The sequence below is a fragment of the Paenalcaligenes hominis genome, assembly GCF_041359055.1.
GTDB classification, from domain to species: domain Bacteria; phylum Pseudomonadota; class Gammaproteobacteria; order Burkholderiales; family Burkholderiaceae_B; genus Paenalcaligenes; species Paenalcaligenes hominis_A.
This window is the reverse complement of the sequence record NZ_JBGJKZ010000001.1, coordinates 16,619-39,499: the sequence shown is the minus strand read 5'-3', so window position 1 is coordinate 39,499 and position 22,881 is coordinate 16,619. Positions and strand designations below refer to the sequence as shown.

Annotated in this window: 22 protein-coding genes and 4 tRNA genes; 22 read left to right on the top strand and 4 right to left on the bottom strand. The window is 44.3% G+C overall.

The genetic code is table 11. The annotated features are described in order from the left end of the window. The first annotated feature begins 234 nt into the window (after positions 1-234). The 5 genes from rpmH to mnmE all read left to right on the top strand — a co-directional run bounded on the left by rpmH (position 235) and on the right by mnmE (position 4,328). Positions 235-369 carry a 50S ribosomal protein L34 gene (rpmH, locus tag ACBP46_RS00175; protein ID WP_077734131.1) on the top strand — a complete coding sequence of 45 codons (135 nt, stop codon included), beginning with the start codon at positions 235-237 and terminating at the stop codon, positions 367-369. Between the two features lie 50 nt (positions 370-419). Continuing rightward, complete coding sequence (gene rnpA / locus ACBP46_RS00170; protein WP_371014723.1) at positions 420-779, top strand: ribonuclease P protein component; 360 nt, start codon at positions 420-422, stop codon at positions 777-779. Next, entirely contained in the window at positions 776-1,000 is a 225-nt protein-coding gene (yidD, locus tag ACBP46_RS00165) for a membrane protein insertion efficiency factor YidD (protein ID WP_371015397.1), read from the top strand. Before rnpA ends, yidD begins: the two co-directional genes overlap by 4 nt. Positions 1,001-1,093: 93 nt before the next feature. Then, complete coding sequence (gene yidC / locus ACBP46_RS00160) at positions 1,094-2,758, top strand: membrane protein insertase YidC (RefSeq protein WP_371014722.1); 1,665 nt, start codon at positions 1,094-1,096, stop codon at positions 2,756-2,758. A 196-nt stretch (positions 2,759-2,954) separates the two neighbouring features. Then, a complete protein-coding gene (gene mnmE, locus ACBP46_RS00155) occupies positions 2,955-4,328 on the top strand; it encodes a tRNA uridine-5-carboxymethylaminomethyl(34) synthesis GTPase MnmE (RefSeq protein WP_371014721.1) in 1,374 nt (457 codons plus the stop codon). Between the two features lie 86 nt (positions 4,329-4,414). Here mnmE and ACBP46_RS00150 read toward each other — a convergent pair whose 3' ends face one another. Continuing rightward, positions 4,415-4,858, bottom strand: a complete 444-nt coding sequence (locus tag ACBP46_RS00150; protein WP_371014720.1) for a PaaI family thioesterase — start codon at positions 4,856-4,858, stop codon at positions 4,415-4,417. Between the two features lie 135 nt (positions 4,859-4,993). Beyond that, the gene (locus ACBP46_RS00145) at positions 4,994-5,611 is read right to left on the bottom strand and encodes a nitroreductase family protein (RefSeq protein WP_371014719.1); all 618 of its coding nucleotides are present in this window, start codon (positions 5,609-5,611) and stop codon (positions 4,994-4,996) included. A gap of 197 nt (positions 5,612-5,808) precedes the next feature. On the opposite strand from ACBP46_RS00145, the gene ACBP46_RS00140 reads away from it, so the two are divergent. Continuing rightward, a complete protein-coding gene (locus ACBP46_RS00140; protein ID WP_371014718.1) occupies positions 5,809-8,091 on the top strand; it encodes a TonB-dependent siderophore receptor in 2,283 nt (760 codons plus the stop codon). Positions 8,092-8,165: 74 nt separating this feature from the next. On the opposite strand, the gene asd is transcribed toward ACBP46_RS00140, so the two are convergent. Continuing rightward, on the bottom strand, positions 8,166-9,008 hold the full coding sequence (gene asd / locus ACBP46_RS00135; protein WP_371014717.1) for an archaetidylserine decarboxylase: 843 nt from the start codon (positions 9,006-9,008) through the stop codon (positions 8,166-8,168). Beyond that, on the bottom strand, positions 8,998-10,374 hold the full coding sequence (locus tag ACBP46_RS00130) for a diguanylate cyclase (RefSeq protein ID WP_371014716.1): 1,377 nt from the start codon (positions 10,372-10,374) through the stop codon (positions 8,998-9,000). The genes asd and ACBP46_RS00130 overlap by 11 nt, the downstream gene beginning before the upstream one ends. Positions 10,375-11,328: 954 nt before the next feature. On the opposite strand from ACBP46_RS00130, the gene mnmG reads away from it, so the two are divergent. The 16 genes from mnmG to rplL all read left to right on the top strand — a co-directional run bounded on the left by mnmG (position 11,329) and on the right by rplL (position 22,745). Beyond that, on the top strand, positions 11,329-13,242 hold the full coding sequence (gene mnmG / locus ACBP46_RS00125; protein ID WP_371014715.1) for a tRNA uridine-5-carboxymethylaminomethyl(34) synthesis enzyme MnmG: 1,914 nt from the start codon (positions 11,329-11,331) through the stop codon (positions 13,240-13,242). Continuing rightward, the gene (gene rsmG, locus ACBP46_RS00120) at positions 13,242-13,904 is read left to right on the top strand and encodes a 16S rRNA (guanine(527)-N(7))-methyltransferase RsmG (protein WP_371014714.1); all 663 of its coding nucleotides are present in this window, start codon (positions 13,242-13,244) and stop codon (positions 13,902-13,904) included. The genes mnmG and rsmG overlap by 1 nt, the downstream gene beginning before the upstream one ends. A gap of 3 nt (positions 13,905-13,907) precedes the next feature. After that, the gene (locus ACBP46_RS00115) at positions 13,908-14,699 is read left to right on the top strand and encodes a ParA family protein (protein WP_371014713.1); all 792 of its coding nucleotides are present in this window, start codon (positions 13,908-13,910) and stop codon (positions 14,697-14,699) included. A 12-nt stretch (positions 14,700-14,711) separates the two neighbouring features. Beyond that, positions 14,712-15,638, top strand: coding sequence for a ParB/RepB/Spo0J family partition protein (locus ACBP46_RS00110; protein ID WP_371014712.1), 927 nt, complete (start codon positions 14,712-14,714; stop codon positions 15,636-15,638). A 278-nt stretch (positions 15,639-15,916) separates the two neighbouring features. Then, positions 15,917-17,233 (top strand): short-chain fatty acid transporter, encoded by a 1,317-nt coding sequence (locus ACBP46_RS00105; protein WP_371014711.1) that lies wholly within the window; start codon positions 15,917-15,919, stop codon positions 17,231-17,233. Positions 17,234-17,398: 165 nt separating this feature from the next. Then, positions 17,399-17,484, top strand: a tRNA-Tyr gene (locus tag ACBP46_RS00100). 49 nt (positions 17,485-17,533) lie between these two features. Further along, positions 17,534-17,607 (top strand) — tRNA-Gly (locus tag ACBP46_RS00095). 10 nt (positions 17,608-17,617) lie between these two features. Then, a tRNA-Thr gene (locus tag ACBP46_RS00090) sits at positions 17,618-17,692 on the top strand. Positions 17,693-17,737: 45 nt separating this feature from the next. Further along, complete coding sequence (tuf, locus tag ACBP46_RS00085; RefSeq protein ID WP_371014710.1) at positions 17,738-18,928, top strand: elongation factor Tu; 1,191 nt, start codon at positions 17,738-17,740, stop codon at positions 18,926-18,928. 382 nt (positions 18,929-19,310) lie between these two features. After that, positions 19,311-19,386 (top strand) — tRNA-Trp (locus tag ACBP46_RS00080). Between the two features lie 43 nt (positions 19,387-19,429). After that, positions 19,430-19,810 carry a preprotein translocase subunit SecE gene (gene secE, locus ACBP46_RS00075; protein WP_077734115.1) on the top strand — a complete coding sequence of 127 codons (381 nt, stop codon included), beginning with the start codon at positions 19,430-19,432 and terminating at the stop codon, positions 19,808-19,810. Positions 19,811-19,819: 9 nt separating this feature from the next. Then, the gene (gene nusG / locus ACBP46_RS00070; protein WP_371014709.1) at positions 19,820-20,353 is read left to right on the top strand and encodes a transcription termination/antitermination protein NusG; all 534 of its coding nucleotides are present in this window, start codon (positions 19,820-19,822) and stop codon (positions 20,351-20,353) included. A gap of 60 nt (positions 20,354-20,413) precedes the next feature. Further along, entirely contained in the window at positions 20,414-20,845 is a 432-nt protein-coding gene (rplK, locus tag ACBP46_RS00065; protein WP_077734113.1) for a 50S ribosomal protein L11, read from the top strand. Positions 20,846-20,850: 5 nt separating this feature from the next. After that, positions 20,851-21,546 (top strand): 50S ribosomal protein L1, encoded by a 696-nt coding sequence (gene rplA / locus ACBP46_RS00060; RefSeq protein WP_371014708.1) that lies wholly within the window; start codon positions 20,851-20,853, stop codon positions 21,544-21,546. A 217-nt stretch (positions 21,547-21,763) separates the two neighbouring features. Beyond that, positions 21,764-22,288: a 50S ribosomal protein L10 gene (gene rplJ / locus ACBP46_RS00055; RefSeq protein ID WP_371014707.1), complete on the top strand. Its 525-nt coding sequence runs from the start codon at positions 21,764-21,766 to the stop codon at positions 22,286-22,288. A gap of 82 nt (positions 22,289-22,370) precedes the next feature. Next, the gene (gene rplL / locus ACBP46_RS00050) at positions 22,371-22,745 is read left to right on the top strand and encodes a 50S ribosomal protein L7/L12 (RefSeq protein WP_371014706.1); all 375 of its coding nucleotides are present in this window, start codon (positions 22,371-22,373) and stop codon (positions 22,743-22,745) included. Positions 22,746-22,881: the final 136 nt, after the last annotated feature.

Sequence of the window (22,881 nt, the reverse complement as noted above, 5' to 3'; positions counted from 1 at the left end):
TCTTTAAGATAAAATGCGCTCTAACCCTACTGTTTTGGCCTTTTACTATTGACTAATCAGGTAAAACTTGCTGAAATGATAGTCTTTTGTAGATTTTCTGTTGCCAGAAACCTAGTTTTGTCGTCAAACCGCTTTTTAGATTGGCTTTTAAAGTGTCTTTAAAGGTTTTACGCGAGGGGCTTAGGTTTGGTCTTTTAGGCGTTATCTGGCGGCACTTTTATTTGTGGACTAACCATGAAGCGCACATATCAACCATCAGTTACCCGTCGCAAACGCACGCACGGTTTTCGCTTACGTATGAAAACCCGTGGCGGCCGTGCCGTACTAAACGCTCGCCGCGCCAAAGGCCGCAAGCGTTTAGCTGTTTAACCGGCAGCAGGTGCCTTTGGGCACATACTGGACAGGTCGCATCAATCTAAATGCGTACTGACTATCCAGCCTCTGCACGACTACATCGCCCCTCCGAATACGCTTCTGCCCTAAAAGGCAGACGTATAGCAAGAGGGGCTTTGTTTGTTGTCAACACACCACGTCAATCTTCAGCAAACGCTGACTCTGCTCGGTTAGGTTTGATTATTCCTAAACGCCTTGCGGCACGAGCTGTAACGCGCAATACCATTAAACGAGTAATACGCGAAGCCTTCCGTTTACAACGTCCGTATCTACCTCCTAACGATTTTGTAGTTCGCTTGCACTCTAAAGTGCCGAACCTATCATTGCGGCAGTTACGTATTTTGGTGCGAACGGAAATAGACAGCTTGTTCCAAAGGGCCAGATAGTGAAAACCATCTTAATAGGCTGTGTACGTTTTTACCAAATAGCGATTAGCCCTTGGTTGGGTCGCAATTGTCGCTACTTACCTACGTGTTCAGCCTATACTATCGAAGCCATTGAGGTACATGGTGCTCTACGTGGAGTCTGGTTAGGCATTAAACGCATTGGTCGCTGTCACCCTTGGGGGCATAGTGGCTATGACCCCGTCCCCCCGAAAAAGCACTAATTCTATTCACCTTTACATCCAAGCCCGCCTATAAAACTTGATTAACAGCGTTTTAGGTTTTTTGGCTTGCTTAAACTTTGCATAACAGGCGCTATGGACATTCGACGCACCATCCTCTGGATGATCTTTTCCTTTTCGCTCCTGCTACTCTGGAATAACTGGCAAGAGCACAACGGCAAACCTTCCTTATTTGCCAGCACTCCTGTTGACCAAGAGCAGTCGCAATCTACTACAACAGCCTCTGCTGATGTTTCTGTACCGCAAGCCGCAGCACAGACATCAACGGCCCCCGAGTTGCCAACCAGTCAACCTACAGCTTCTGAGCTTGTTACTGTTAGCTCTGATGTATTAAAGCTTGAGTTTGATACGGTAGGTGCACAACTCGTTCATGCCGAGCTGCTTAAATTTGCAGTTCCCGGAGAGCCTGACAAACACATGGTGCTGTTGGATGACTCCACGTCCTCAGTTTACCTTGCTCAAAGCGGTGTAATTGGGGCACCTGCAGGCCAAGCCTACCCCACTCACCTTACACCTTTTAGCTTATTATCCCAGCAAACTAATGCCAGTACCGGTGATCTAGAAATTGTTTTTGAGGCCACCTCAGACGAGGTACGCGTACTTAAAACATACACCATCACCCAAGGCAGCTATGACATCCGGGTCGCTACCCAAGTTGAAAACTTAGGCACCAGCGCTATTACCCCGTCTATTTATTTACAGCTTACACGCGACGGCAATAACCCGCCCGATACATCCAGACTGTATCGTACTTTTACGGGTCCAGTGGTTTACTCTGAGGCAGACAAATTCCAAAAAATTGGTTTCTCAGACATCGACAAAAATAAAGCCAAGTACACCACAGCGAGCCCCGATGGTTGGGTTGGCATGGTCCAGCACTACTTTGCTACCGCCTGGGTTCCTGCCCAAGGTGTAGAGCGTACCAACCAAGTATTACGTGTGGCTGATAATCTCTATGCGGTGCGCACTATTTACCCAATTGGCACCATTGAGCCCGAGCAATCTGTCACTGTAGAAGCCGACCTTTGGGTCGGTCCTCAAGACCAACAGGCTATGGCTCAAGTAGCTAAAGGTTTAGATTTAGTAGTGGACTATGGCTGGTTAACTATTTTATCCAAACCCCTATTTGCTATTTTGACATGGCTACATGGCATCATTGGCAACTGGGGTTGGGCTATTGTGCTCTTAACCGTACTCATTAAATTGGTGTTCTATCCTTTATCCGCCGCTAGCTATCGCTCAATGGCCAAGATGAAGCAAGTTACTCCACGCATGCAAGCCATTCGTGAAAAGTACAAAGATGACCGTGTTAAACAAAATACGGCCATGATGGAGCTCTATCGCAACGAGAAGATCAACCCTCTTGGCGGATGTTTACCCATGGTGGTGCAAATCCCAGTGTTTATTGCACTGTACTGGGTTTTGCTTGGCAGCGTTGAAATGCGCGGCGCACCTTGGATTTTATGGATTCAAGACTTATCAGCTCGTGATCCATGGATGATCTTGCCTGCGATTATGATGCTCACCATGTTCTTGCAAATTCGTTTGAACCCCACACCTCCCGATCCATTGCAAGCTAAAGTCATGATGCTTATGCCATTGGTATTTGGTGGCATGATGTTCTTCTTCCCAGCTGGTCTGGTCTTGTACTGGGTGGTTAATAATGCGTTGTCCATTGCTCAGCAGCAATACATCACTCGCAAAATAGCAAACGAAGCCACAGCTAAACAAATCGGATAAAACTCTTTATCTGCAGTAAAAAGCCTCTGTGTCTATTAAACACAGAGGCTTTTTTATTTATCGTGCAAGTCCTAAAACCTCTGTGAAAAACACAGCTAATGCTATGATGAGAGTTCTTTATTCTTCTCGCTTTTTTACGATCTAGGCTTAGATTTCTCACAGAAAACAACGCATAAGCCTTGCCTTTTTGATGTCTATGAGCCGTTCTTCTACCTCTACTCCTATTGCCGCTATTACCACAGCCCCAGGCCGTGGTGGCATTGGCATTGTGCGCCTATCAGGTTCCGATCTTAAACCATTTATACAGGCTTTTTTCGGCCAAGACCTAAAGGCGCGTCACGCACATTATTTACCTTTTAAAGACGCCACAGGCCAAGCTATAGACGAAGGCATAGCTTTGTTTTTCCCCGGTCCAAATTCCTACACCGGAGAAGATGTGCTTGAGCTACAAGGACACGGGGGTACCGCTGTTTTACGTCGTGTGCTTGCACGTTGTTTTGAAATAGGCACATCGCTTGGCTTACGACACGCCACACCAGGCGAATTCACGCAGCGAGCCTTTCTAAATGACCGTCTAGATTTGGCTCAAGCCGAAGCCGTCGCAGACCTTATTGACGCCTCCTCAGAGGCAGCAGCCAAAGGGGCCATGGCTTCCCTAAGCGGTGCGTTTTCTCAACAAATTAACGCCTTAGCCGATCGCATTATTCATCTACGCATGTTGGTTGAAGCCACCCTTGATTTTCCCGAAGAAGAAATTGATTTTCTAGAAAAATACCAAGCAGCAGATCAACTGCAAAGTATAGACGACGATCTTCAACTGCTACGACGCCAAGCCAAACAAGGCCAGGTCATGCGAGACGGTATGCATGTGGTATTAGCAGGGCAACCTAATGTGGGTAAATCCAGCTTGTTAAATGCTTTAGCAGGCGATGATATTGCTATTGTGACAGACATCGCTGGTACCACTCGCGATCGCGTTACCCAGTTAATTCATATCGAAGGCATACCTATTCATATTGTGGATACAGCAGGTTTACGGGATACCGATGACACAGTAGAAAGCATTGGTATTGAGCGCAGCTGGCAGGAAATAGCAAAGGCCAATGTGATTCTGCATTTATTAGATGCGCGTCATCCAGATGACACTTCTGACCAAGCCATTATGTCTAAGCTGCCTGCTAACACCCCCACCTTACAAGTATTTAATAAAACCGATTTATTAACTCCATCGTCGAACCAACCAATAAACGATAATGAGAATCAATTACATATATCGGCTCAAACAGGGCAAGGTTTAGATGAACTACGTCAACGCTTATTGCATATAGCCGGTTGGTCTCCACATACCGAATCCCCTTGGTTAGCACGTGAGCGACATTTACATGCTTTAGAGCGTTGTGATGAACATCTACAAATAGCAAAGTTTCACGCTCAACATGATGACCAAATTTTAGATTTATTTGCTGAAGAACTGCGTCTTGCTCATAACGAGCTCTGTGAAATTACCGGTGTATTCACTAGTGATGATTTGCTCGGGGAAATTTTTTCTAGTTTTTGTATAGGAAAATAAAAACGGCGGTACGTTTCACGTGAAACACCTACCGCCGCACAAGCTCCGCGCAGCATCAAACAAAACCACCGTTTTGTTTGATGCAATCAATGTGAATCCTTATCGGGAAGAGCAATCAGCGTTTGCTGCACTAGCGCAACCTGTGTGCGTTTTGTTTGCTCAATGGCAAATACGTCGACCTGCGTAATAGTTAATGTACGCCCAGAACGTATTACTTTACCTATGGCTTCTAAGTATTCACCTTGGGCGGGTGCCATTAAATTAATTTTAAATTCCACTGTTAATACCCCTGCCCCTTCAGGCATTAAGGTGTAACCAGCATACCCGCCCGCAGAATCAGCAACCGCACTAGTGCCACCCGCATGAAAATACCCATGTTGCTGAGTAAGATGTTGATTAAAAGGCATGCGTAGTGTGACTTCACCAGGTTTAACCTCGACTAGCTCTACACCTAAATGGTGCATTAACCCCTGACGATCGAAATTTGTTTTTACTCGATTGAAAAGTAAATTATCGTGAGACAGTGACATACATTTCCTTTCTATGTGGTGGTTGACTAGCTCAACCTACCATACCTGCCTCCCCCCTTCTAGAGGTCAAACCCCAACTAGACCTTAATTAAAAAGCGCACCAAATGTGCGCTTTTGCAAACCATGTCGAGGGTTTTAAACTACGGTTAGCACCTCATCGACATCCAGACGAGGACTTTGTGGGTAATTGCCTTCAGCAGCATAACCTACAGCAACTAACATTACGGGAATTTGATTAGGCGTTAAGTTAAAGGCCGAGCTAACTAGCTCTGGCACAAAACCACTCATTGGCCCAGACACAAAGCCTTGCTCTTCAGCAGCTAACATTAAAGCCATCCCAGCCAAAGAAGCGGAGCGGAAAGCTTCACTATGCTGTATGGTTGGGTTATTTTCATGTGTTGCTACTACTTTAGATTTCCAGATCTGTGCGTTTTCGTCGCTTACTCCGCCTTTATCTTTCAGAACCTTTACTACACGATCAAACCGAGTATGAGACTCCAGCTCGCCACAAATAATAAAAGTAACTGACGCATCGATAATTTTCTGTTGGTTGTATGCTGCACCATATAACTTCTGCTTTGCTTCAGGACTTTGCACGGCAATAAAGTGCCAATTTTGCAGATTAAATGCTGTAGGCGCTAAGGTTGCTAAACGAACCAACTCTTTTATTTGCTCAGCGCTCAAGGTTTTTTCGGCGTCGAAAAAATTTGTTGCGGCTCGACGTTGTAGCGCTTCGGTGACAGTTAAACTCATTATTTCCTCAATTAAAAACAGAATACCAGTCACCATAATAAACCTTGTCTACGCTTTATCTTCCTCTACAACACAGAATTCCCAAGACAGCAACAAGTCTAGATGCGTTACTTTCACCACACAGGCTTTATCTTTATGATAAAAAGAACTATTCTCATTATCATTAAGAATCTTAATTACACATAAAGTAATAAATTATGGCCCACGCATTTAGACCCTTCCTGTCGCACTCTTCACTACTTCTCCTAACGATCCTAAGCGCTTATACAGCAGTCAGCTTCGCCCAAGACGTAACCGAGCTCGAAACGGTAACAGTCAGCGCTGAAACCGAGTTAAAACAAGCCTTAGGCGCATCAATCATTGATGCTAAGGACATCAGCACCAACCCACCCATCAACGACTTAGCCGATTTAATCCGTACCCAGCCCGGTATCAATTTAACGGGAAACTCCAGCAGTGGACAACGTGGTAATAACAGACAAATCGACATCCGAGGTATGGGGCCAGAAAATACACTGGTATTAATTGATGGCAAACCAGTTTCATCACGTAATGCAGTGCGTTTTGGCTGGCGTGGCGAACGAGATACCAGAGGTGATACCAACTGGGTACCAGCCGAACAGGTAGAGCGCATAGAAATTTTGCGTGGCCCTTCCGCAGCGCGTTATGGTAACGGGGCCGCAGGTGGTGTAGTCAATATTATTACCAAGCCCGTCACCGATAAACTGACAGGTTCGGCCTCGGTTTATTATAAAAAACCACAACACAATGATGAAGGCTCTACTCAGCGGTTGGGTTTTAATTTATCTGGTCCCATTACAGAAAAACTTGGTTTCAGACTATATGGAAACCTAAACAAAACCAATGCGGATGCTTTTGATATCAACAAAAACCACGCATCCAGCCCACGTTTAGGCACTAACGCTGGCACTTACGCAGCAGGACGTGAAGGCGTGCGTAATAAAGACCTAAGCGGTTTACTTTCTTGGCAGCTAAACCCTGATCATCGTTTAGACCTAGAAACCAGCTTCAGTCGTCAGGGCAACATTTATACAGGTGACACCCAGAACACCAACAACGATAGAGGCACAGCAGAGCGCCCAGGTAAGCAACTGGTTGACTCTAACTTAGGCGCTGAAACAAACCGTATTTATAGACAAAGCTATGCTCTTACCCACCGTGGCAATTGGACAGAAAGCACAGACAGCCTTAGCTACATTCAGTTTGAAAACACACGCAACACCCGATTAACTGAAGGTCTTGCCGGAGGCACCGAAGGATTATTTGATACGGGTAGCTATGCCAACATCGACCTAAAAACCCTGACAGCACATAGCGAGCTCACTACCGAGCTGAATACCTTTGCTATGCCTCAGGTCGCCACATTGGGCGTGGAGTGGGTTAGCCAACGTATTAACGACCAAGCTTCTGATTTAAAAAAGACCAATAATATCCAAGGCCCAAACCCAAGCTATAGCGGCAAAGAAAGCGCTCGTATTTTTTCCGTTTTTGCAGAAAACAACATGTACGTGACTGACAGCACGGTGCTAACACCAGGCGTGCGCTTTGATCACCATAGCAAGCAAGGCACCAATATCAGCCCATCGCTGAACCTTTCACAGACCATTTCTGACAACTGGACATTTAAGGCCGGTATAGCGCGTGCATACAAAGCCCCTAACCTCTATCAGCTTAACGATGAATACACGCTCTACAGCCGTGGTTTAGGCTGCGCAAACGGAGGTTCTGGTGGGGGATGTTTTCTTATGGGCAACCCTAACCTAAAAGCAGAAAATAGCATCAATAAAGAATTAGGCATTGAATACTTGGCCGACTCAGGGTTTAGCAGCAGCCTGACGTATTTCCGCAATGACTACAAAAACAAAGTGGAAGCGGGCAATACCCCTATTCACCAGCACTCTACACAGGTAGGTTCTAGCTTGGCTTTAGCGGACGTATACCAATGGCAAAATGTCCCTAAAGCGGTGATTCAAGGTCTAGAAGGGAACGTTAGTGTACCTTTTAGCGATGCCGTCTGGTGGAACACCAACTTTACTTACATGCTAGAGAATAAAAACAAAAAAACAGGCGATTACTTGTCTATTATTCCTAAATTCACAATTAATAGCAGCCTAGCTTGGCAAATTTCCTCTCAATGGTCGGTATTAGGTCAGGTCACTGTTTACGGCAAACAAAAACCTCAAAAATACGACTACCAAGGTCTGCCAGTTACTGGATCGGCAACCGATCAAATTTCACCCTACGCGTTATTTAATTTCAGCACTCGTTACTTAGTGAATAAAAACTTTGAGCTTACAGCTGGGGTTGATAATCTTTTTGATAAACGGCTATTCCGCGCCGGCAATGCCTCGGGTGTGAACACAAACCCAGGCAACCCAAATATGTTAGCAGGTGCCGGAGCTTATACTTATAACGAACCAGGTCGTAGCTTCTTTATTGAAGCAAGAGCCCGTTTCTAAGCGTACTTACTCCAACCTAAACCAAAAAAGCCATGATTTCTCATGGCTTTTTTATTGGCTACGCTACAGCTTTATTAAATTTTATGTCCCATTGCTTCATTTAACAAAATAGCCCGCTCTGGCTGCCATGAGGCTTCAAACGCATAAGATGCTTCAGGAAAAAGCATTACTACAGTAGAACCTAATAAGAACTGCCCCATTTCTTGCCCTTGCTCTAAGACTACACTGCCATCGTAATCCCATTTATGCACACCGTCTAAACGAGGATTATTCACAATGCCATGCCACGCGGTTTTCATACTACCGACTACTGTGGCACCCACTAATACCATGACAAAAGGACCACGTTCACCTTCGAATACACACACCACTCGTTCATTACGTGCAAACAATTGATCAATAGTTCGTGCAGTTAATGGATTAACCGAATATAAATCACCTGGCACATAAATCATTTTCTTTAAGCGCCCTTGGCATGGCATATGAATGCGATGATAGTCTTTAGGGCTTAAATAAAGCGTAGCAAAAACACCATTTTCAAACTGACTCGCTAAAACAGAATCACCGCCTAATAATGCAGTGGTTGTAAAAGATTTTCCCTTAGCTTGAAAGACCTGATCAATATTTATTTCCCCCAACTGACTCACAACACCATCCACCGGAGAAATTAAATCTGTACTAGCTATAGGCCGTACTTCTTTTCGTATTTCTCTAGTAAAAAAATGATTGAATGTTGAGTAAAAAGCAGGATCAGATTCCACCGCTTCTGCCATATTTACACCGTATCGTTTAATAAAGTATTTAATAAACGATGTGGTCAGGCTTCCCCCTTGAGTATTAGCAAGCTTTCCTAGCAATTCCGTCAGCAAACGTTTAGGCATAATGCGCTGAAAGAATATAAATAACTTATCTGACATAATTTGGCTCTAAGTAAACCACCTGATCACGGCCACTGCTTTTTGCTTGGTACAAGGCTTTATCGACTCGACTTAGTGATAGGCTATAGTCAGGATGACCATCAAACAACGTCACCCCTATACTGGCTGTTAAATGCAATTCTTGTTGATTTGCAGTCATAAACTTCTCTTCACGTACGGCTCGTGCAATATGATTAGCAGTACGTAAAGCCGCTTCTTTATTCGTGTCAACTAATAAAATTAAAAACTCCTCTCCACCCAAACGGAATACATAATCACCCGCTCTAGAACGGCTAAGAAGTAACTCTGATAATTGCTGTAGCACATGGTCCCCTGCCTCATGCCCATAATTATCATTCACACTTTTAAAATAATCTAAATCGATAGCAACCAAAGCGAAACTACTGTTTCTTCTACGCGCATACCCAACCTCTTTCGATAAAACCACGGATAAGTATTTGCGACTTAGTAGTCGAGTTAGCTCGTCTCTGCCTGCTTCAACCTCGTTATATTTATCAAATAAATTACTCATATTTATTTGAATATTTCTAGCTTCAGATCTTATGTCTTTTAATAAATCAATTTTATTATCTATTGCATAGAACTGAGGTAGTAACTGCTCGATTCGTTTCATCGCAGAAAATATAATTTCTGTTTCGGGTAAACTCTCAAAAGCATGTGCTCCTTTGTGAATAAACCACAAACCAAAATCAGACTGCTTAATGCCTTGCAAGTTCTCAACTGGGGTGCCAATAGTTAAATCAAACATTAACTGGTTTTCCCAGTCTAACAATGCTGATTTCTGTCGCCCTTTTTCAGCAGCGGCATTATGTACAGCTGAAAACAAACGATACGACTCCTCGGCGCGCGACTTTCTATCATAGCTTTTAGCGTAAGCTCGACTCATTATCTCCATAGCAATATCAATAGAATCGGATATATACCGAAACGCTTTTTTTGCCATGGTCTCATCTACGTGAGGCTGTGCGTCTAGCAACAAAGCAAACTTACTTTTCAATGTGCGCGCACCAAGTAAAACCAGATGAACCGGAAGATCAATCCGAGCATGAACTTCGCCTACTTTGTGTTGTAAAACCACATTGGCTTCAAAATCTGTGCTTTCGTCCACGGAAAAAACTTGTTTAATCCACTTCTGCATAGAGCCCATTAGGCTTGTTTGCACCGCCTCGTGCGACAAAAAAAGTTTAGCAGTAGGGTCAGTCAGCATATGCTCATAAAAATAAGCAGCTAGCTCTTGTGTGTGGGTTAACGCTATATGCTTTACTAAAACACGCACGTCTGCTGGATACAACAGTATAGAATTTCGCCATTCAGATGCTAAAAAAGCAGTAGCAGAGTTGGGCATACAACCTCATATTAACGAGTTAAATCAATGGCTGAGCAAAAGCTCTACGGCAAGCCAACACAGTTTGGACATGACTCACTAAACCAGTCTGTCATTATAGGCGTTAGTCAGCCATTAGTATTTAGCAATACGCGCAATCAACACAGCTATCTCATAGAAAAAAAACAACAAATTTGATGATGCTTCTAGTTTTTAATCATAAAGCTATTTAGCCCAAATAGGATGATTTAGGCTGTGGATAACCTCTATGGGATGGATTGTGGATAAGTTGTGGACACTTTCTGCATAACTTAAACCTTATCCAAAAGCCAAAAAGTTATCCACATTTCATACATTTCTGCCCACATAGTTATCCAAAGGTCTGACTGGTATCTAAGCTCTTGATGTATTTATGGTTTTCAGACTTATCCTAGTTATCCACAGACACCCATTACTAACAACTATAATATATATAAAGTTATTAATAACTACAAAGTAACAACAAATCAATTTGGTTTTACCTAACAAGTGGTTTGTATTTACAAACTCTGTGTTTTGTTAAACCAAACAATGAAAATGTCGTGATTAACGTGTTTTCAGCTATTTTCTTTTCTTTGACACAACCATCGAACTGTAGGACAATTTAGTTTATTCGTTGATCGTTAAATGCGTATGTTGATTTAAAAAATATGTTTTCATCCTGCTAGAGCTTAGGTTTTGATTAACTTATCCACAAATTTAAACCCCTCATAAAGCTCTTACGTTGGTTTAAAAGTTCTTTTTAATCAAACGCTTACGACGCTAACTTAAAGATTCCTTAAAAAAACTCTATTGTCTTGTCGCATACTCCACAGAGTTATCCACAGGTGACTCATCGGTTTGCCCCTCTCGCCCTCTGCTTGCAATATCAAGAAAGCGCTATTTGTGGTCCAAGCGCACTATAATAGTTTTTTTCGTTTTTTCTTAACTTAAACAATGAACTACACAGATTCGTTTGATGTAATTGTCGTAGGCGGTGGTCATGCTGGTACTGAAGCGGCTTTGGCTGCAGCACGAGCAGGTGCATCTACACTTTTACTCACCCACAATATCGATACCTTAGGACAAATGTCTTGTAATCCTTCTATTGGTGGTATCGGTAAAGGGCATTTAGTTAAAGAGATTGATGCCTTAGGTGGAGCTATGGCTTTAGCTACCGATCATGCTGGAATTCAATTTCGAATCCTTAATCAGTCCAAAGGGCCAGCAGTTCGTGCTACGCGAGCACAAGCGGATCGTTCTTTATATCGGGCAGCCATTCGTCAAATTGTTCAACACCAACCGAACTTGACCGTATTTCAACAAGCCGTTGATGATCTCATCCTAGAAGGCGACCGTGTTGTAGGTGTAGTCACGCAAATTGGCTTACGTTTTGCTGCAAAAGCAGTGGTTTTAACTGTGGGAACGTTTCTCAATGGACGTATCCATGTTGGGCTAGACAATTATTCTGGCGGCCGTGCAGGAGACCCTCCTTCAATCACCCTGGCTCAACGCTTAAAAGAAATGGCATTGCCCCAAGGACGATTAAAAACGGGTACGCCACCCCGTATTGACGCTAATACCATTGATTTTAGTCAGCTCGAAGAGCAGCACGGTGATACAAACCCGGTCCCTGTTTTTTCATACCTAGGCAATGCTGCAATGCATCCTAAGCAGTTACCGTGTTGGATTACGCATACCAATACGCGTACTCATGACATTATTCGATCGGGTTTGGATCGTTCACCTATGTATAGTGATCAGGGCACCATCGAAGGGGTAGGGCCACGTTATTGCCCGTCTATAGAAGATAAAATCCATCGTTTTGCCGATAAAAACAGCCATCAAGTCTTTTTAGAACCCGAAGGCCTTACAAGTACCGAAATTTATCCAAACGGCATCTCTACCAGCTTGCCTTACGATATTCAAATAGGTATTGTCCATAGCTTGCCAGGCCTAGAAAATGCTCGTATAGTCCGCCCGGGTTATGCTATTGAGTACGATTATTTTGATCCGCGCTCGTTAAAACCTACCTTAGAAACTAAGTTTTTAAATGCTTTGTTTTTTGCTGGACAAATTAACGGCACAACGGGGTACGAAGAGGCTGGCGCACAAGGGCTGCTTGCAGGTATTAATGCTGTGCGTTTGGTTCGAGACCAAGACCAATGGTATCCAAAACGCAATGAAGCTTATCTAGGTGTGCTGGTTGACGATCTGATTACGCGCGGTGTAACAGAGCCATACCGCATGTTTACCTCACGCGCGGAATATAGACTTTCTTTGCGTGAAGACAATGCCGATGTACGCTTAACAGAAATAGGGCGTCAACTAGGTGTGGTAGATGATCACCGATGGGATGCTTTCAATAGAAAACGGGACGCAGTCGAAGCGGAAATTGAGCGATTAAAATCCACATGGATTAATCCTCGACTTGTTTCACGTGAAACACAAGAAGCTGTTTTAGGCCGTGGCATTGAGCGTGAGTATGCGCTTCATGATTTACTAAAACGTCCAGAAATTCATTACCAAGACCTTTTTAAGCTAGTAAGAGCAGACGATGCAAGCTCTGTGTTAGTTGACCAGGGTTTAGATAGCTCTGTTACTGATCAGGTAGAGATCGAAGTTAAATACGCAGGGTATGTAGCGCGACAGCAGGTAGAGGTATCGAAGCAAGCTGCACTCGAAGAGACTAAAATACCGGCCGACTTTGATTATAGTAAAATATCCGGATTGTCGAACGAGGTAGTAATCAAACTGAAAGATGCTGCGCCCCAAACGGTGGGGCAAGCCAGTCGGATTTCCGGTGTTACTCCGGCTGCAACGTCTTTACTGCTCGTTTATTTAAAGCGCTTATCATCCCGAGGAAAGTAATGGACTTGAATAGCTATAGGCAGCGTTTGGAAAACGCTGCTCAAGCTTTAGGTGTGGAATTAACCTCTACTCAGGTAGAGGTTTTATTAAAATACCTACAGCAAATGCAGCGTTGGAACAAAACATATAATTTAACTGCCTTGCGTGATCCCGAGTTAATGCTTATTCAGCATATTTTTGACAGCTTGGCGGTAATACCTGCTATTCAGGCCATAGCCCAAACCAAACCAAACTCGGCTTTAACTATTGTAGACGTAGGGTCCGGAGGCGGTTTGCCTGGCGTGGTGTTAGCAACTGCTTGTTCCACGTGGAACATTCACTGTATTGATGCAGTGGAAAAGAAAATGGCTTTCGTTCGTCAAATGGCTGCAGTGCTAAACTTACCCAATCTAAAAGCACATCATGTACGTATCGAGCAAGCCGATAGTTTTGAGGCTGATGTCATTATTTCACGGGCTTTTGCTTCTTTAGTGGATTTTGTTAATTTGTCTGAAAAGCACTTGGCCGATCAAGGGCAAATCATTGCCATGAAAGCAAAACACCCCCAAGAAGAAATATTAGATCTAGAGTCAAAAACAGACTGGCGTGTGGAATCTATATTAGAATTAACCGTGCCGGAATTAAATGCTGAGCGTTGTCTAGTCTATTTAAAAAAAGGGTAGGGTATGAGCTCCAAAAAAGCCAGTCATGTGTTTTGTATCGCCAATCAAAAAGGCGGTGTGGGTAAAACCACCACTTCAGTGAACTTAGCAGCAGCTTTAAGCGCTTTAAAAAAGAAAGTGTTACTCATCGACTTAGACCCACAGGGCAACGCCACGATGGGTAGTGGGGTTGATAAGCAAAATGTAGAGCTAAGTGTTTATCAGGTGCTCATTGGGGCTAATACCGTTGATGAATGTAAACAACGTTCTGAGACTGGTGGTTACGATGTGCTTGCAGCAAACAGGGAGTTATCTGGTGCAGAGATCGATTTAATTCAAATGGAAAATCGGGAAATGCAATTAAAGCAGGCTCTACAGCAAAACAAAACGCATTACGATTTTGTTTTGATTGATTGCCCTCCCACCTTATCTTTATTAACGCTCAATGGGTTGGCTGCTGCTCAAGGCGTTATTATTCCAATGCAATGTGAGTATTTTGCTCTAGAGGGCCTATCTGATCTAGTCAATACGATTAAACGTGTTTATAGAAACATTAATGATGAGCTAGAGCTAATAGGTTTACTGCGAGTGATGTTTGATCAACGTATTACATTGCAGCGCCAAGTTTCAGATCAGATTGAGCACCATTTTGGTGATAAAGTGTTCGAGACAAAAATCCCTCGCAATGTTCGCCTTGCCGAAGCTCCCAGTCATGGTGTTCCAGGCATTGTGTATGATAAAAATTCACGTGGAGCCAAAGCTTATATGGATTTTGGCCGTGAGTTAATTAAACGCTTGAAAGCAAAAAAGAATTAAAAAGGATTGGTTATGGCTACAGCACGTAAACCCAAAGGATTAGGTCGCGGACTAGACGCTTTGCTTGGTGAGGATGCAGATATATTAGGGGATTTGGGTAAAGCTTCTAGTTCCATAGAGGGTGTTAAGCCCATTGCTATTAAACAAATTAAGGCTGGTAAGTACCAGCCGCGCACATTAATGGATGAAGGCGCTCTTAATGAGCTGGCCGACTCGATTAAAAGCCAAGGTTTAATGCAGCCGATTTTGTTAAGACCTATAAAAAAATCCGGCCAAGTTAAATATGAGATCGTAGCGGGGGAACGCCGTTATCGTGCTGCACAAATTGCAGGCTTAAAAGAAATACCTGCATTGGTGCGAGAAATCGAAGATAAAAACGCAGCGATCATGGCTCTGATCGAAAACATGCAGCGTGAAGACCTGAATCCTCTTGAAGAGGCACAAGGGGTAAAACGCTTAATTGACGAGTTTGAATATACCCATGAACAAGCTGCCCAAGCTATTGGCCGCTCGCGTTCTGCCACAAGTAATTTATTGCGTTTAATTAACTTAGCAGAACCAGTGCAGACCATGTTGTTAGCTGGCGATATTGATATGGGCCATGCGCGAGCTTTATTAGCGGTTGAAGCAGCGGCTCAAATTATGCTTGCTAATGAAGTGATAGCACGCCGTTTAACGGTACGTGAAACAGAACGTTTAGTTGCTCGTTTTTTAAACGGTGAAATAAGCTTAGATAAAAATGCTGCAATGCAGCAAAAAAGCAAAAGTTCCGATGTTAAGCGTTTTGAAACGGTTTTGGCGGACTACCTAGGTACTACAGTCAATATTAAAGCCAATGCAAAAAACAAAGGTTATTTGCAAATCTCCTTTCAAGACTGGGATCATTTAAATGATCTACTGGAGCGGCAAGGATTATTAAAGCTTTTTGAAGAGAATTAAGACTTTTTGAATAAAGCTGATTTAATACCCATTAAAAAATCTGCATTACTACATTGAGCCTAATAAGTCGGATACACATCCAATTTATTAGGCTTATTTTATGATGGCAGGTTTTTTTGTATGACTATTAATAAAGTAGGGTAGATAGGCACTGCCAGCCAAGAGGAGTTAAGTTATATTATGCGCATCGGCATAATGCCGAAAAGCACATTGAACTATAAAAAAGTGTAACCAAAAGCAACTATGGTTTATCTTTGCCACAAGCTAAGAGGATGCGTATGTTTAAAGCAATAACAAATTTTTCTGTGCGCTTAGTCGAGCGTTATTTACCAGATCCGTACATTTTTGTCATTTTATTGACTCTGATCGCTGGGGTAGCAGCAGCGTTTGTAGAGCATAAAACACCGATGGCAATTGTGAACATGTGGGGTGATGGTTTTTGGGGCTTGCTCGGCTTTACCATGCAAATGCTGCTGGTATTAGTCGCTGGGTACATGTTGGCTAGCACGCCAGCGGTACGGCGTATTTTAGCGGCGCTGGCTTCATTACCAAAATCAGCGGGGGCTGCCATTATTTTAGTGACTTTGGTGGCTTTGGTTGCTGACTGGATTAATTGGGGATTTGGTTTAGTGGTAAGCGCGTTATTCGCTAAAGAGATTGCGCGTAAAGTCCGTGTGGACTATCGCTTGCTCGTTGCTAGTGCGTATTCTGGTTTTATCGTTTGGCACGGCGGTTTGGCTGGTTCTGTTCCATTAACTATTGCCACCAAAGGCCATTTTCATGAAGACAAAATGGGCATTATTGGCACAGGCGATACGATCTTCTCTGTATTTAACCTGTTAATAGTTGCAGCGATGTTTATTGTGGTGCCGTTAGTAAACCGTTTGATGATGCCAGACGAAAAGGACAGCGTTTATATTGATCCCGAATTACTAAAAGATCCAGAGCCGGCGCGTTCCGATGCAGAGCAAAGCCGCCCTGCAGACAAGCTTGAAAAAAGCTATGTGCTTTCTATGTTGATTGGCTTTGCGGGCCTTGCCTATTTATTTAACTACTATATAGTGCGTGGCGCTGGTCTTAACTTAAATGTGATCAATTTTACCTTTTTGGTACTAGCCATCGTATTACATGGCAATGCGCGCAACTTGTTAAATGCCCTTGATGAGGCCATTAAAGGTGGTGCAGGTATAGTTATACAGTTCCCTTTTTATGCTGGCATTATGGCTATTATGGTGGACTCGGGCTTTGCTGCCACCTTATCTGATTGGCTTGTTTCTTTTGCTACCGCACATACGTTACCGTTTTGGACCTTTTTAAGTGCTGGTTTAGTGAATATTTTTATTCCTTCAGGTGGGGGGCAGTGGGCAGTACAAAGCTCAGTGGTAATTTCTGCAGCGCAATCACTAGATGCGGATGTGGCTCGTGTTGCCATGGCTGTGGCGTGGGGCGACTCATGGACCAACCTTTTGCAGCCATTCTGGGCGCTACCTGTGCTGGCTATTGCGGGTCTGAAAGCCAAAGACATTATGGGCTTTTGCCTAATACAGCTAGTAGTAACTGGCATTATTATTTCCATAGGCTTAACTTATTTTTAAAGAAAACCAATGGATGAAATAAAGCGGCTTAAAGCCGCTTTATTTTTTAGTTGACACTAAGATTTTTTTTTGCAATAATACTATTCTTTGGTTGCTTTGGAACTAATGCAGCCAAACTTGCTTGACTATTTCTTTTAACTCAAGCATAATCACAAATCTATATACGGTGGGATACCCAAGTGGCTAACGGGGGCAGACTGTAAATCTGTTGGCTTACGCCTACGTAGGTTCGAATCCTACTCCCACCACCAGAATTCATATAGAGACACTGATTAGTGTTTCCGGGTAGAAGAATCGCCTGCGGGTGTAGCTCAATGGTAGAGCAGAAGCCTTCCAAGCTTAAGACGAGGGTTCGATTCCCTTCACCCGCTCCAAATACATGTTGCCCATGTGGCTCAGGGGTAGAGCACTCCCTTGGTAAGGGAGAGGTCGCGCGTTCGATTCGCGCCATGGGCACCACGCATCTCATTTTTTTCACGTCTTAATTCCTTTCAGGAGTCTGCCATGGCTAAAGGCAAGTTTGAACGGACTAAACCGCACGTCAACGTTGGTACCATTGGTCACGTTGACCACGGTAAAACCACATTAACTGCAGCTATTTGTACTGTACTTGCTAAAGAGTACGGCGGCGAAGCACGCGACTACGCACAAATTGACGCGGCTCCTGAAGAAAAAGCACGCGGTATCACCATTTCTACTTCACACGTAGAATACGAAACCCCCACTCGTCACTACGCTCACGTAGACTGCCCCGGTCACGCTGACTATGTAAAAAACATGATCACTGGCGCGGCTCAGATGGACGGTGCGATTTTGGTATGTTCCGCTGCTGATGGCCCCATGCCTCAGACACGTGAGCACATTTTGTTAAGCCGTCAGGTTGGCGTGCCTTACATTGTGGTGTTCTTGAACAAAGCCGACATGGTTGACGACGAAGAGTTGCTCGAGTTGGTCGAGATGGAAGTGCGCGAGTTGCTTTCCAGCTACGACTTCCCTGGCGACGACACCCCAATCATCAAAGGTTCTGCCAAGCTAGCGCTTGAAGGCGACATGGGTCCTTTGGGTCACCCCGCCGTGTTGGAATTGGCTGCTGCTCTAGACAGCTACATCCCCACACCCGAGCGTGCTGTTGACGGTACTTTCTTGATGCCTGTTGAAGACGTGTTCTCCATCTCCGGTCGCGGTACAGTAGTAACTGGCCGTATCGAGCGTGGTGTGGTGAAAGTCGGTGAAGAGATCGAGATCGTTGGTATTCGTGACACCGTTAAGTCCACATGTACTGGCGTAGAGATGTTCCGCAAATTGCTAGACCAAGGTGAAGCGGGCGATAACGTGGGTGTACTACTCCGTGGTACCAAGCGTGAAGACGTTGAGCGTGGTCAGGTTCTAGCTGCTCCTGGCACCATCAAGCCTCACACAGACTTTGCTGCCGAGGTGTACATTTTGTCCAAAGAAGAGGGTGGTCGTCACACACCTTTCTTTAAAGGTTACCGTCCTCAGTTCTACTTCCGTACTACTGACGTAACCGGTACGATTGAGCTACCTGAAGACAAAGAAATGGTTCTACCTGGCGACAACGTTGCCATGAACGTTTCCTTGATCGCTCCTATCGCCATGGAAGAAGGTCTACGTTTCGCGATTCGCGAAGGTGGCCGTACTGTTGGCGCTGGCGTGGTAGCTAAAATCATCAAATAAACTAATTTTTAGTTTATGATGCACAAAAAGGCTTGGTCTGAGGACTCAAGCCTTTTTTATGCGCTGTCAGTGGCTAGACTTAGCTAATTTGCTCTAACAGTTCAAAGTTCAACTAGACGTGTTGTACAAGTAGGAATTTAAGCTCAATTCTTAACTTATCAAGGGTGTTCAACTAGGCGTGTTGTACAAGTAGGTAAAATAAAATAGAGCAAAATTTGAAAAAATGGGTTAAAATACTTTTTGAGACAGCAGTGTTTGTTTTTGCCAAAAATAATTCACATTATTAATTAAAAAACCAAAAAAAGCCTTGCATTTGGTAAATGCTTTTCGTATAATCATTTTTTGTACTTGAAAAGTGAGTCTTTTTCACTTTTAGGGTTTTAGGGGTATAGCTCAATTGGCAGAGCGTCGGTCTCCAAAACCGAAGGTTGAGGGTTCGATTCCTTCTGCCCCTGCCACTTCAGTCAATCGTCACCTACTGTGGCGTCCAATCGTCGAACTATGTCGAATACCAACGTTGAAACCGTTAACCGCGGCCCGGATCGTGTAAAGCTGGGCTTGGCAATCGTAGTGCTTGCCGCAGGGATTGTTGGTTACTCTTTGCTTGAAACGCAACCCGGAATTGTCCGGGTAGGTGTGTTTTTGGCGTCTGTGATTGCTGCAGCTTTTATTGCTTGGACCTCGGAAACAGGTAAACGAGCAGTAGGATACCTCAAAGATTCATACTACGAGGTAAAGCGCGTTCACTGGCCCTCCCGCAAAGAAACCACTCAAATGACTGCTATTGTCTTCGCTTTTGTGGCGGTCATGGCTGTATTGCTGTGGGTCATCGACCGAGGACTAGAGTGGGTTATCTATGGTCTATTATTAGGCTGGAAATAAAGGGCACACATGAGCAAACGCTGGTATGTCGTACACGTTTATTCTGGTATGGAAAAAAGCGTGCAAAGGGCTTTGATCGAGCGCATTGAACGTGCTGAATTACAAGACTCCTTTGGTCAGATTTTGATTCCATCCGAAGAAGTCGTCGAAGTTAAAAACGGTAAAAAATCCATTTCCCAACGTAGAATCTTTCCTGGTTACGTGCTGGTCGAGATGGATCTTACCGACGAAACATGGCACTTAGTGCGTAGCACAAACCGTGTTACTGGTTTCTTGGGTGGTTCTGGCAACCGTCCTACCCCAATCTCTCAACGCGAAGTCAACGAGATTCTTTCCCAAATGGAAGAGGGTACCGAGAAACCACGTCCAAAAATTTTGTTCGAAGTTGGCGAGATGGTTCGCGTCAAAGAAGGCCCATTTGCGGACTTCAATGGCAATATCGAAGAAGTCAACTACGAAAAGTCCAAGGTGCGTGTCTCAGTGACCATTTTTGGTCGCTCCACCCCTGTGGAACTCGATTTTGATCAGGTCGAAAAGACCTAGTTATTAACCCCCGGGGAGCCTAGCTTTCTAATTAGGCGCTAACCCGCAAGGAGTCTTATCATGGCGAAGAAAATCGTCGGTTTTATCAAGCTGCAAGTACCAGCTGGTAAAGCTAACCCTTCCCCACCCATTGGTCCAGCATTGGGTCAACGTGGTCTAAACATCATGGAATTCTGTAAAGCGTTTAACGCTCAAACCCAAGGCATGGAGCCCGGTTTGCCAATTCCAGTTGTTATTACTGCTTACGCCGATAAAAGTTTTACTTTTATCATGAAAACCCCACCTGCAACGATCTTAATCAAGAAAGCTGTAGGTATTCAAAGCGGTTCTGCTCGTCCAAACCTAGATAAAGTAGGTACATTGACACGCGCTCAAGCTGAAGAAATCGCCAAAACCAAAGAACCCGACCTAACTGCTGCCGATATGGACGCAGCGGTTCGTACTATTGCCGGTACTGCTCGCAGTATGGGTATTAACGTAGAAGGGGTTTAATAGTCATGGCTAAACTAAGCAAACGCGCAGCAGCTATTGCCGCTAAAATCGACCGTAATACATTTTATCCTGTAGCCGAAGCTTTAACCCTAGTTAAAGAAACCGCTACAGCTAAATTTGACGAATCCATCGACGTTGCTGTTCAGCTCGGTATCGATCCTCGTAAATCCGACCAATTGGTTCGTGGTTCTGTGGTTCTACCCGCTGGTACAGGTAAAACAGTACGTGTAGCTGTTTTTGCTCAAGGCGAAAAAGCCGAAGAAGCACGTGCTGCTGGTGCAGATATCGTTGGTATGGAAGACCTAGCAGAGCAAATCAAAGCCGGTCAAATGGACTTTGATATTGTGATTGCTTCGCCTGACACCATGCGTATTGTTGGTACTTTAGGTCAGGTTCTAGGTCCACGTGGCCTAATGCCAAACCCTAAAGTTGGTACTGTTACTCCTGATGTAGTTACAGCTATCAACAACGCCAAAGCAGGTCAGGTTCAGTACCGCACAGACAAAGCCGGTATTATTCATGCCACTATTGGTCGCGCATCGTTCAACGTTGAACAGTTGCAAGAAAACTTACTCGCATTGGTAGATGCTCTAGTTAAAGCTCGTCCAGCTGCTGCTAAAGGCGTTTACATGCGTAAAGTCGCAGTATCTTCCACCATGGGTGGCGGTGCTCGCGTAGATATCGCTTCTTTACAAGTTTAATTTGTAAAGAAAACTAGTTACTTTGGGCTGCAGTACATCATGTATGTACTGTTGCTGTCAAAGACCGTTGGAGCTAATTCCTTAGCTTAATCAAAGCCTTGGCTTTGTCCAGCGTAGACGGCGCCCAGGAAGATTTTCTTTCCAGAATCTCGACCAGGTGCGCCGCATTCGGTTGATGTAAGGAATCAGCCTTACATCTAGAAAGGAGTGTTCAACCGTGAGTCTCAATCGTCAAGAGAAAGCGTTAGTTATCGAAGAGGTTGCTGGTCAAGTTAGCAACGCACAATCGATCGTTATCGCTGAATATCGTGGTTTGGACGTGGCCTCCGTTACCGTATTGCGCAAACAAGCGCGTGAGTCGGGCGTGTACCTACGTGTTCTTAAAAACACGTTAGTTCGTCGCGCTATTGCTGATACTTCTTTTGATGGCCTAACAGACCAACTCGTTGGTCCTCTAATGTACGCTATCAGTGAAGATCCAGTAGCTGCTGCGAAAACCCTCGCTGATTTCGCTAAAACCAATCCAAGCCTAGTCATTAAAGGCGGTGCTATGCCTAATAGCATCCTTGACGAAGCTGGCGTCAAAGCATTGGCATCTATGCCATCCCGCGACGAGCTATTGGCGAAATTGCTTGGCACGATGCAAGCTCCTATCGCTCAGTTTGTGCGTACGCTTAACGAAGTACCAACTAAATTTGTACGTGGCTTGGCTGCTGTACGCGATCAAAAAGAAAGCGCGTAATTACAAACTCATTGGTAATTCGTTGTATCGGGTACCATTCCCAAACCTGGCATAAAAAACTTTTTTATCTGGAATTTTGAAAATGACTAAAGATCAAATCCTCGAAGCTATCGCAAGCATGACAGTGCTAGAGCTATCCGAGCTAATCACTGAAATGGAAGACAAATTCGGCGTTTCCGCTGCTGCAGCTGCTGTTGCTGTTGCTGCTCCTGCCGCTGGTGGTGGTGCTGCCGCTGCTGAAGAGAAAACCGAGTTCACCGTTCACCTAGCTGAAGTTGGTGACAAGAAAGTTAACGTAATTAAAGCTGTTCGTGAAATCACTGGTCTAGGCCTAAAAGAAGCCAAAGACTTGGTTGACGGCGCTCCTAAAGACGTTAAAGAAGGCGTTTCCAAAGACGAAGCTGAAGAAGCTAAGAAAAAGCTTGAAGAAGCTGGTGCTAAAGTCGAGCTTAAATAATCTCGATTTGATTGCCCGGGAAGCGCTAAATTTGCCTTCCCGGGCTTTTGCGTCTCCAGAAAACCTATTGATTCAACCCGTTCAACACCATGAGTTAGGTTTTCTAGAGTCGTAAACCGGGGTCGTGGTTGACGGC

Coding starts and splice junctions, on each gene's coding strand:
- ACBP46_RS00140 (WP_371014718.1), top strand. CDS start 5,809: ATGGCCCACGCATTTAGACCCTTCCTGTCGCACTCTTCACTACTTCTC.
- rpmH (WP_077734131.1), top strand. CDS start 235: ATGAAGCGCACATATCAACCATCAGTTACCCGTCGCAAACGCACGCAC.
- secE (WP_077734115.1), top strand. CDS start 19,430: ATGTCGAATACCAACGTTGAAACCGTTAACCGCGGCCCGGATCGTGTA.
- rplA (WP_371014708.1), top strand. CDS start 20,851: ATGGCTAAACTAAGCAAACGCGCAGCAGCTATTGCCGCTAAAATCGAC.
- ACBP46_RS00115 (WP_371014713.1), top strand. CDS start 13,908: ATGAGCTCCAAAAAAGCCAGTCATGTGTTTTGTATCGCCAATCAAAAA.
- ACBP46_RS00145 (WP_371014719.1), bottom strand. CDS start 5,611: ATGAGTTTAACTGTCACCGAAGCGCTACAACGTCGAGCCGCAACAAAT.
- mnmG (WP_371014715.1), top strand. CDS start 11,329: ATGAACTACACAGATTCGTTTGATGTAATTGTCGTAGGCGGTGGTCAT.
- mnmE (WP_371014721.1), top strand. CDS start 2,955: ATGAGCCGTTCTTCTACCTCTACTCCTATTGCCGCTATTACCACAGCC.
- tuf (WP_371014710.1), top strand. CDS start 17,738: ATGGCTAAAGGCAAGTTTGAACGGACTAAACCGCACGTCAACGTTGGT.
- ACBP46_RS00130 (WP_371014716.1), bottom strand. CDS start 10,374: ATGCCCAACTCTGCTACTGCTTTTTTAGCATCTGAATGGCGAAATTCT.
- rplL (WP_371014706.1), top strand. CDS start 22,371: ATGACTAAAGATCAAATCCTCGAAGCTATCGCAAGCATGACAGTGCTA.
- asd (WP_371014717.1), bottom strand. CDS start 9,008: ATGTCAGATAAGTTATTTATATTCTTTCAGCGCATTATGCCTAAACGT.
- yidC (WP_371014722.1), top strand. CDS start 1,094: ATGGACATTCGACGCACCATCCTCTGGATGATCTTTTCCTTTTCGCTC.
- ACBP46_RS00110 (WP_371014712.1), top strand. CDS start 14,712: ATGGCTACAGCACGTAAACCCAAAGGATTAGGTCGCGGACTAGACGCT.
- rsmG (WP_371014714.1), top strand. CDS start 13,242: ATGGACTTGAATAGCTATAGGCAGCGTTTGGAAAACGCTGCTCAAGCT.
- rnpA (WP_371014723.1), top strand. CDS start 420: ATGCGTACTGACTATCCAGCCTCTGCACGACTACATCGCCCCTCCGAA.
- ACBP46_RS00105 (WP_371014711.1), top strand. CDS start 15,917: ATGTTTAAAGCAATAACAAATTTTTCTGTGCGCTTAGTCGAGCGTTAT.
- rplK (WP_077734113.1), top strand. CDS start 20,414: ATGGCGAAGAAAATCGTCGGTTTTATCAAGCTGCAAGTACCAGCTGGT.
- nusG (WP_371014709.1), top strand. CDS start 19,820: ATGAGCAAACGCTGGTATGTCGTACACGTTTATTCTGGTATGGAAAAA.
- ACBP46_RS00150 (WP_371014720.1), bottom strand. CDS start 4,858: ATGTCACTGTCTCACGATAATTTACTTTTCAATCGAGTAAAAACAAAT.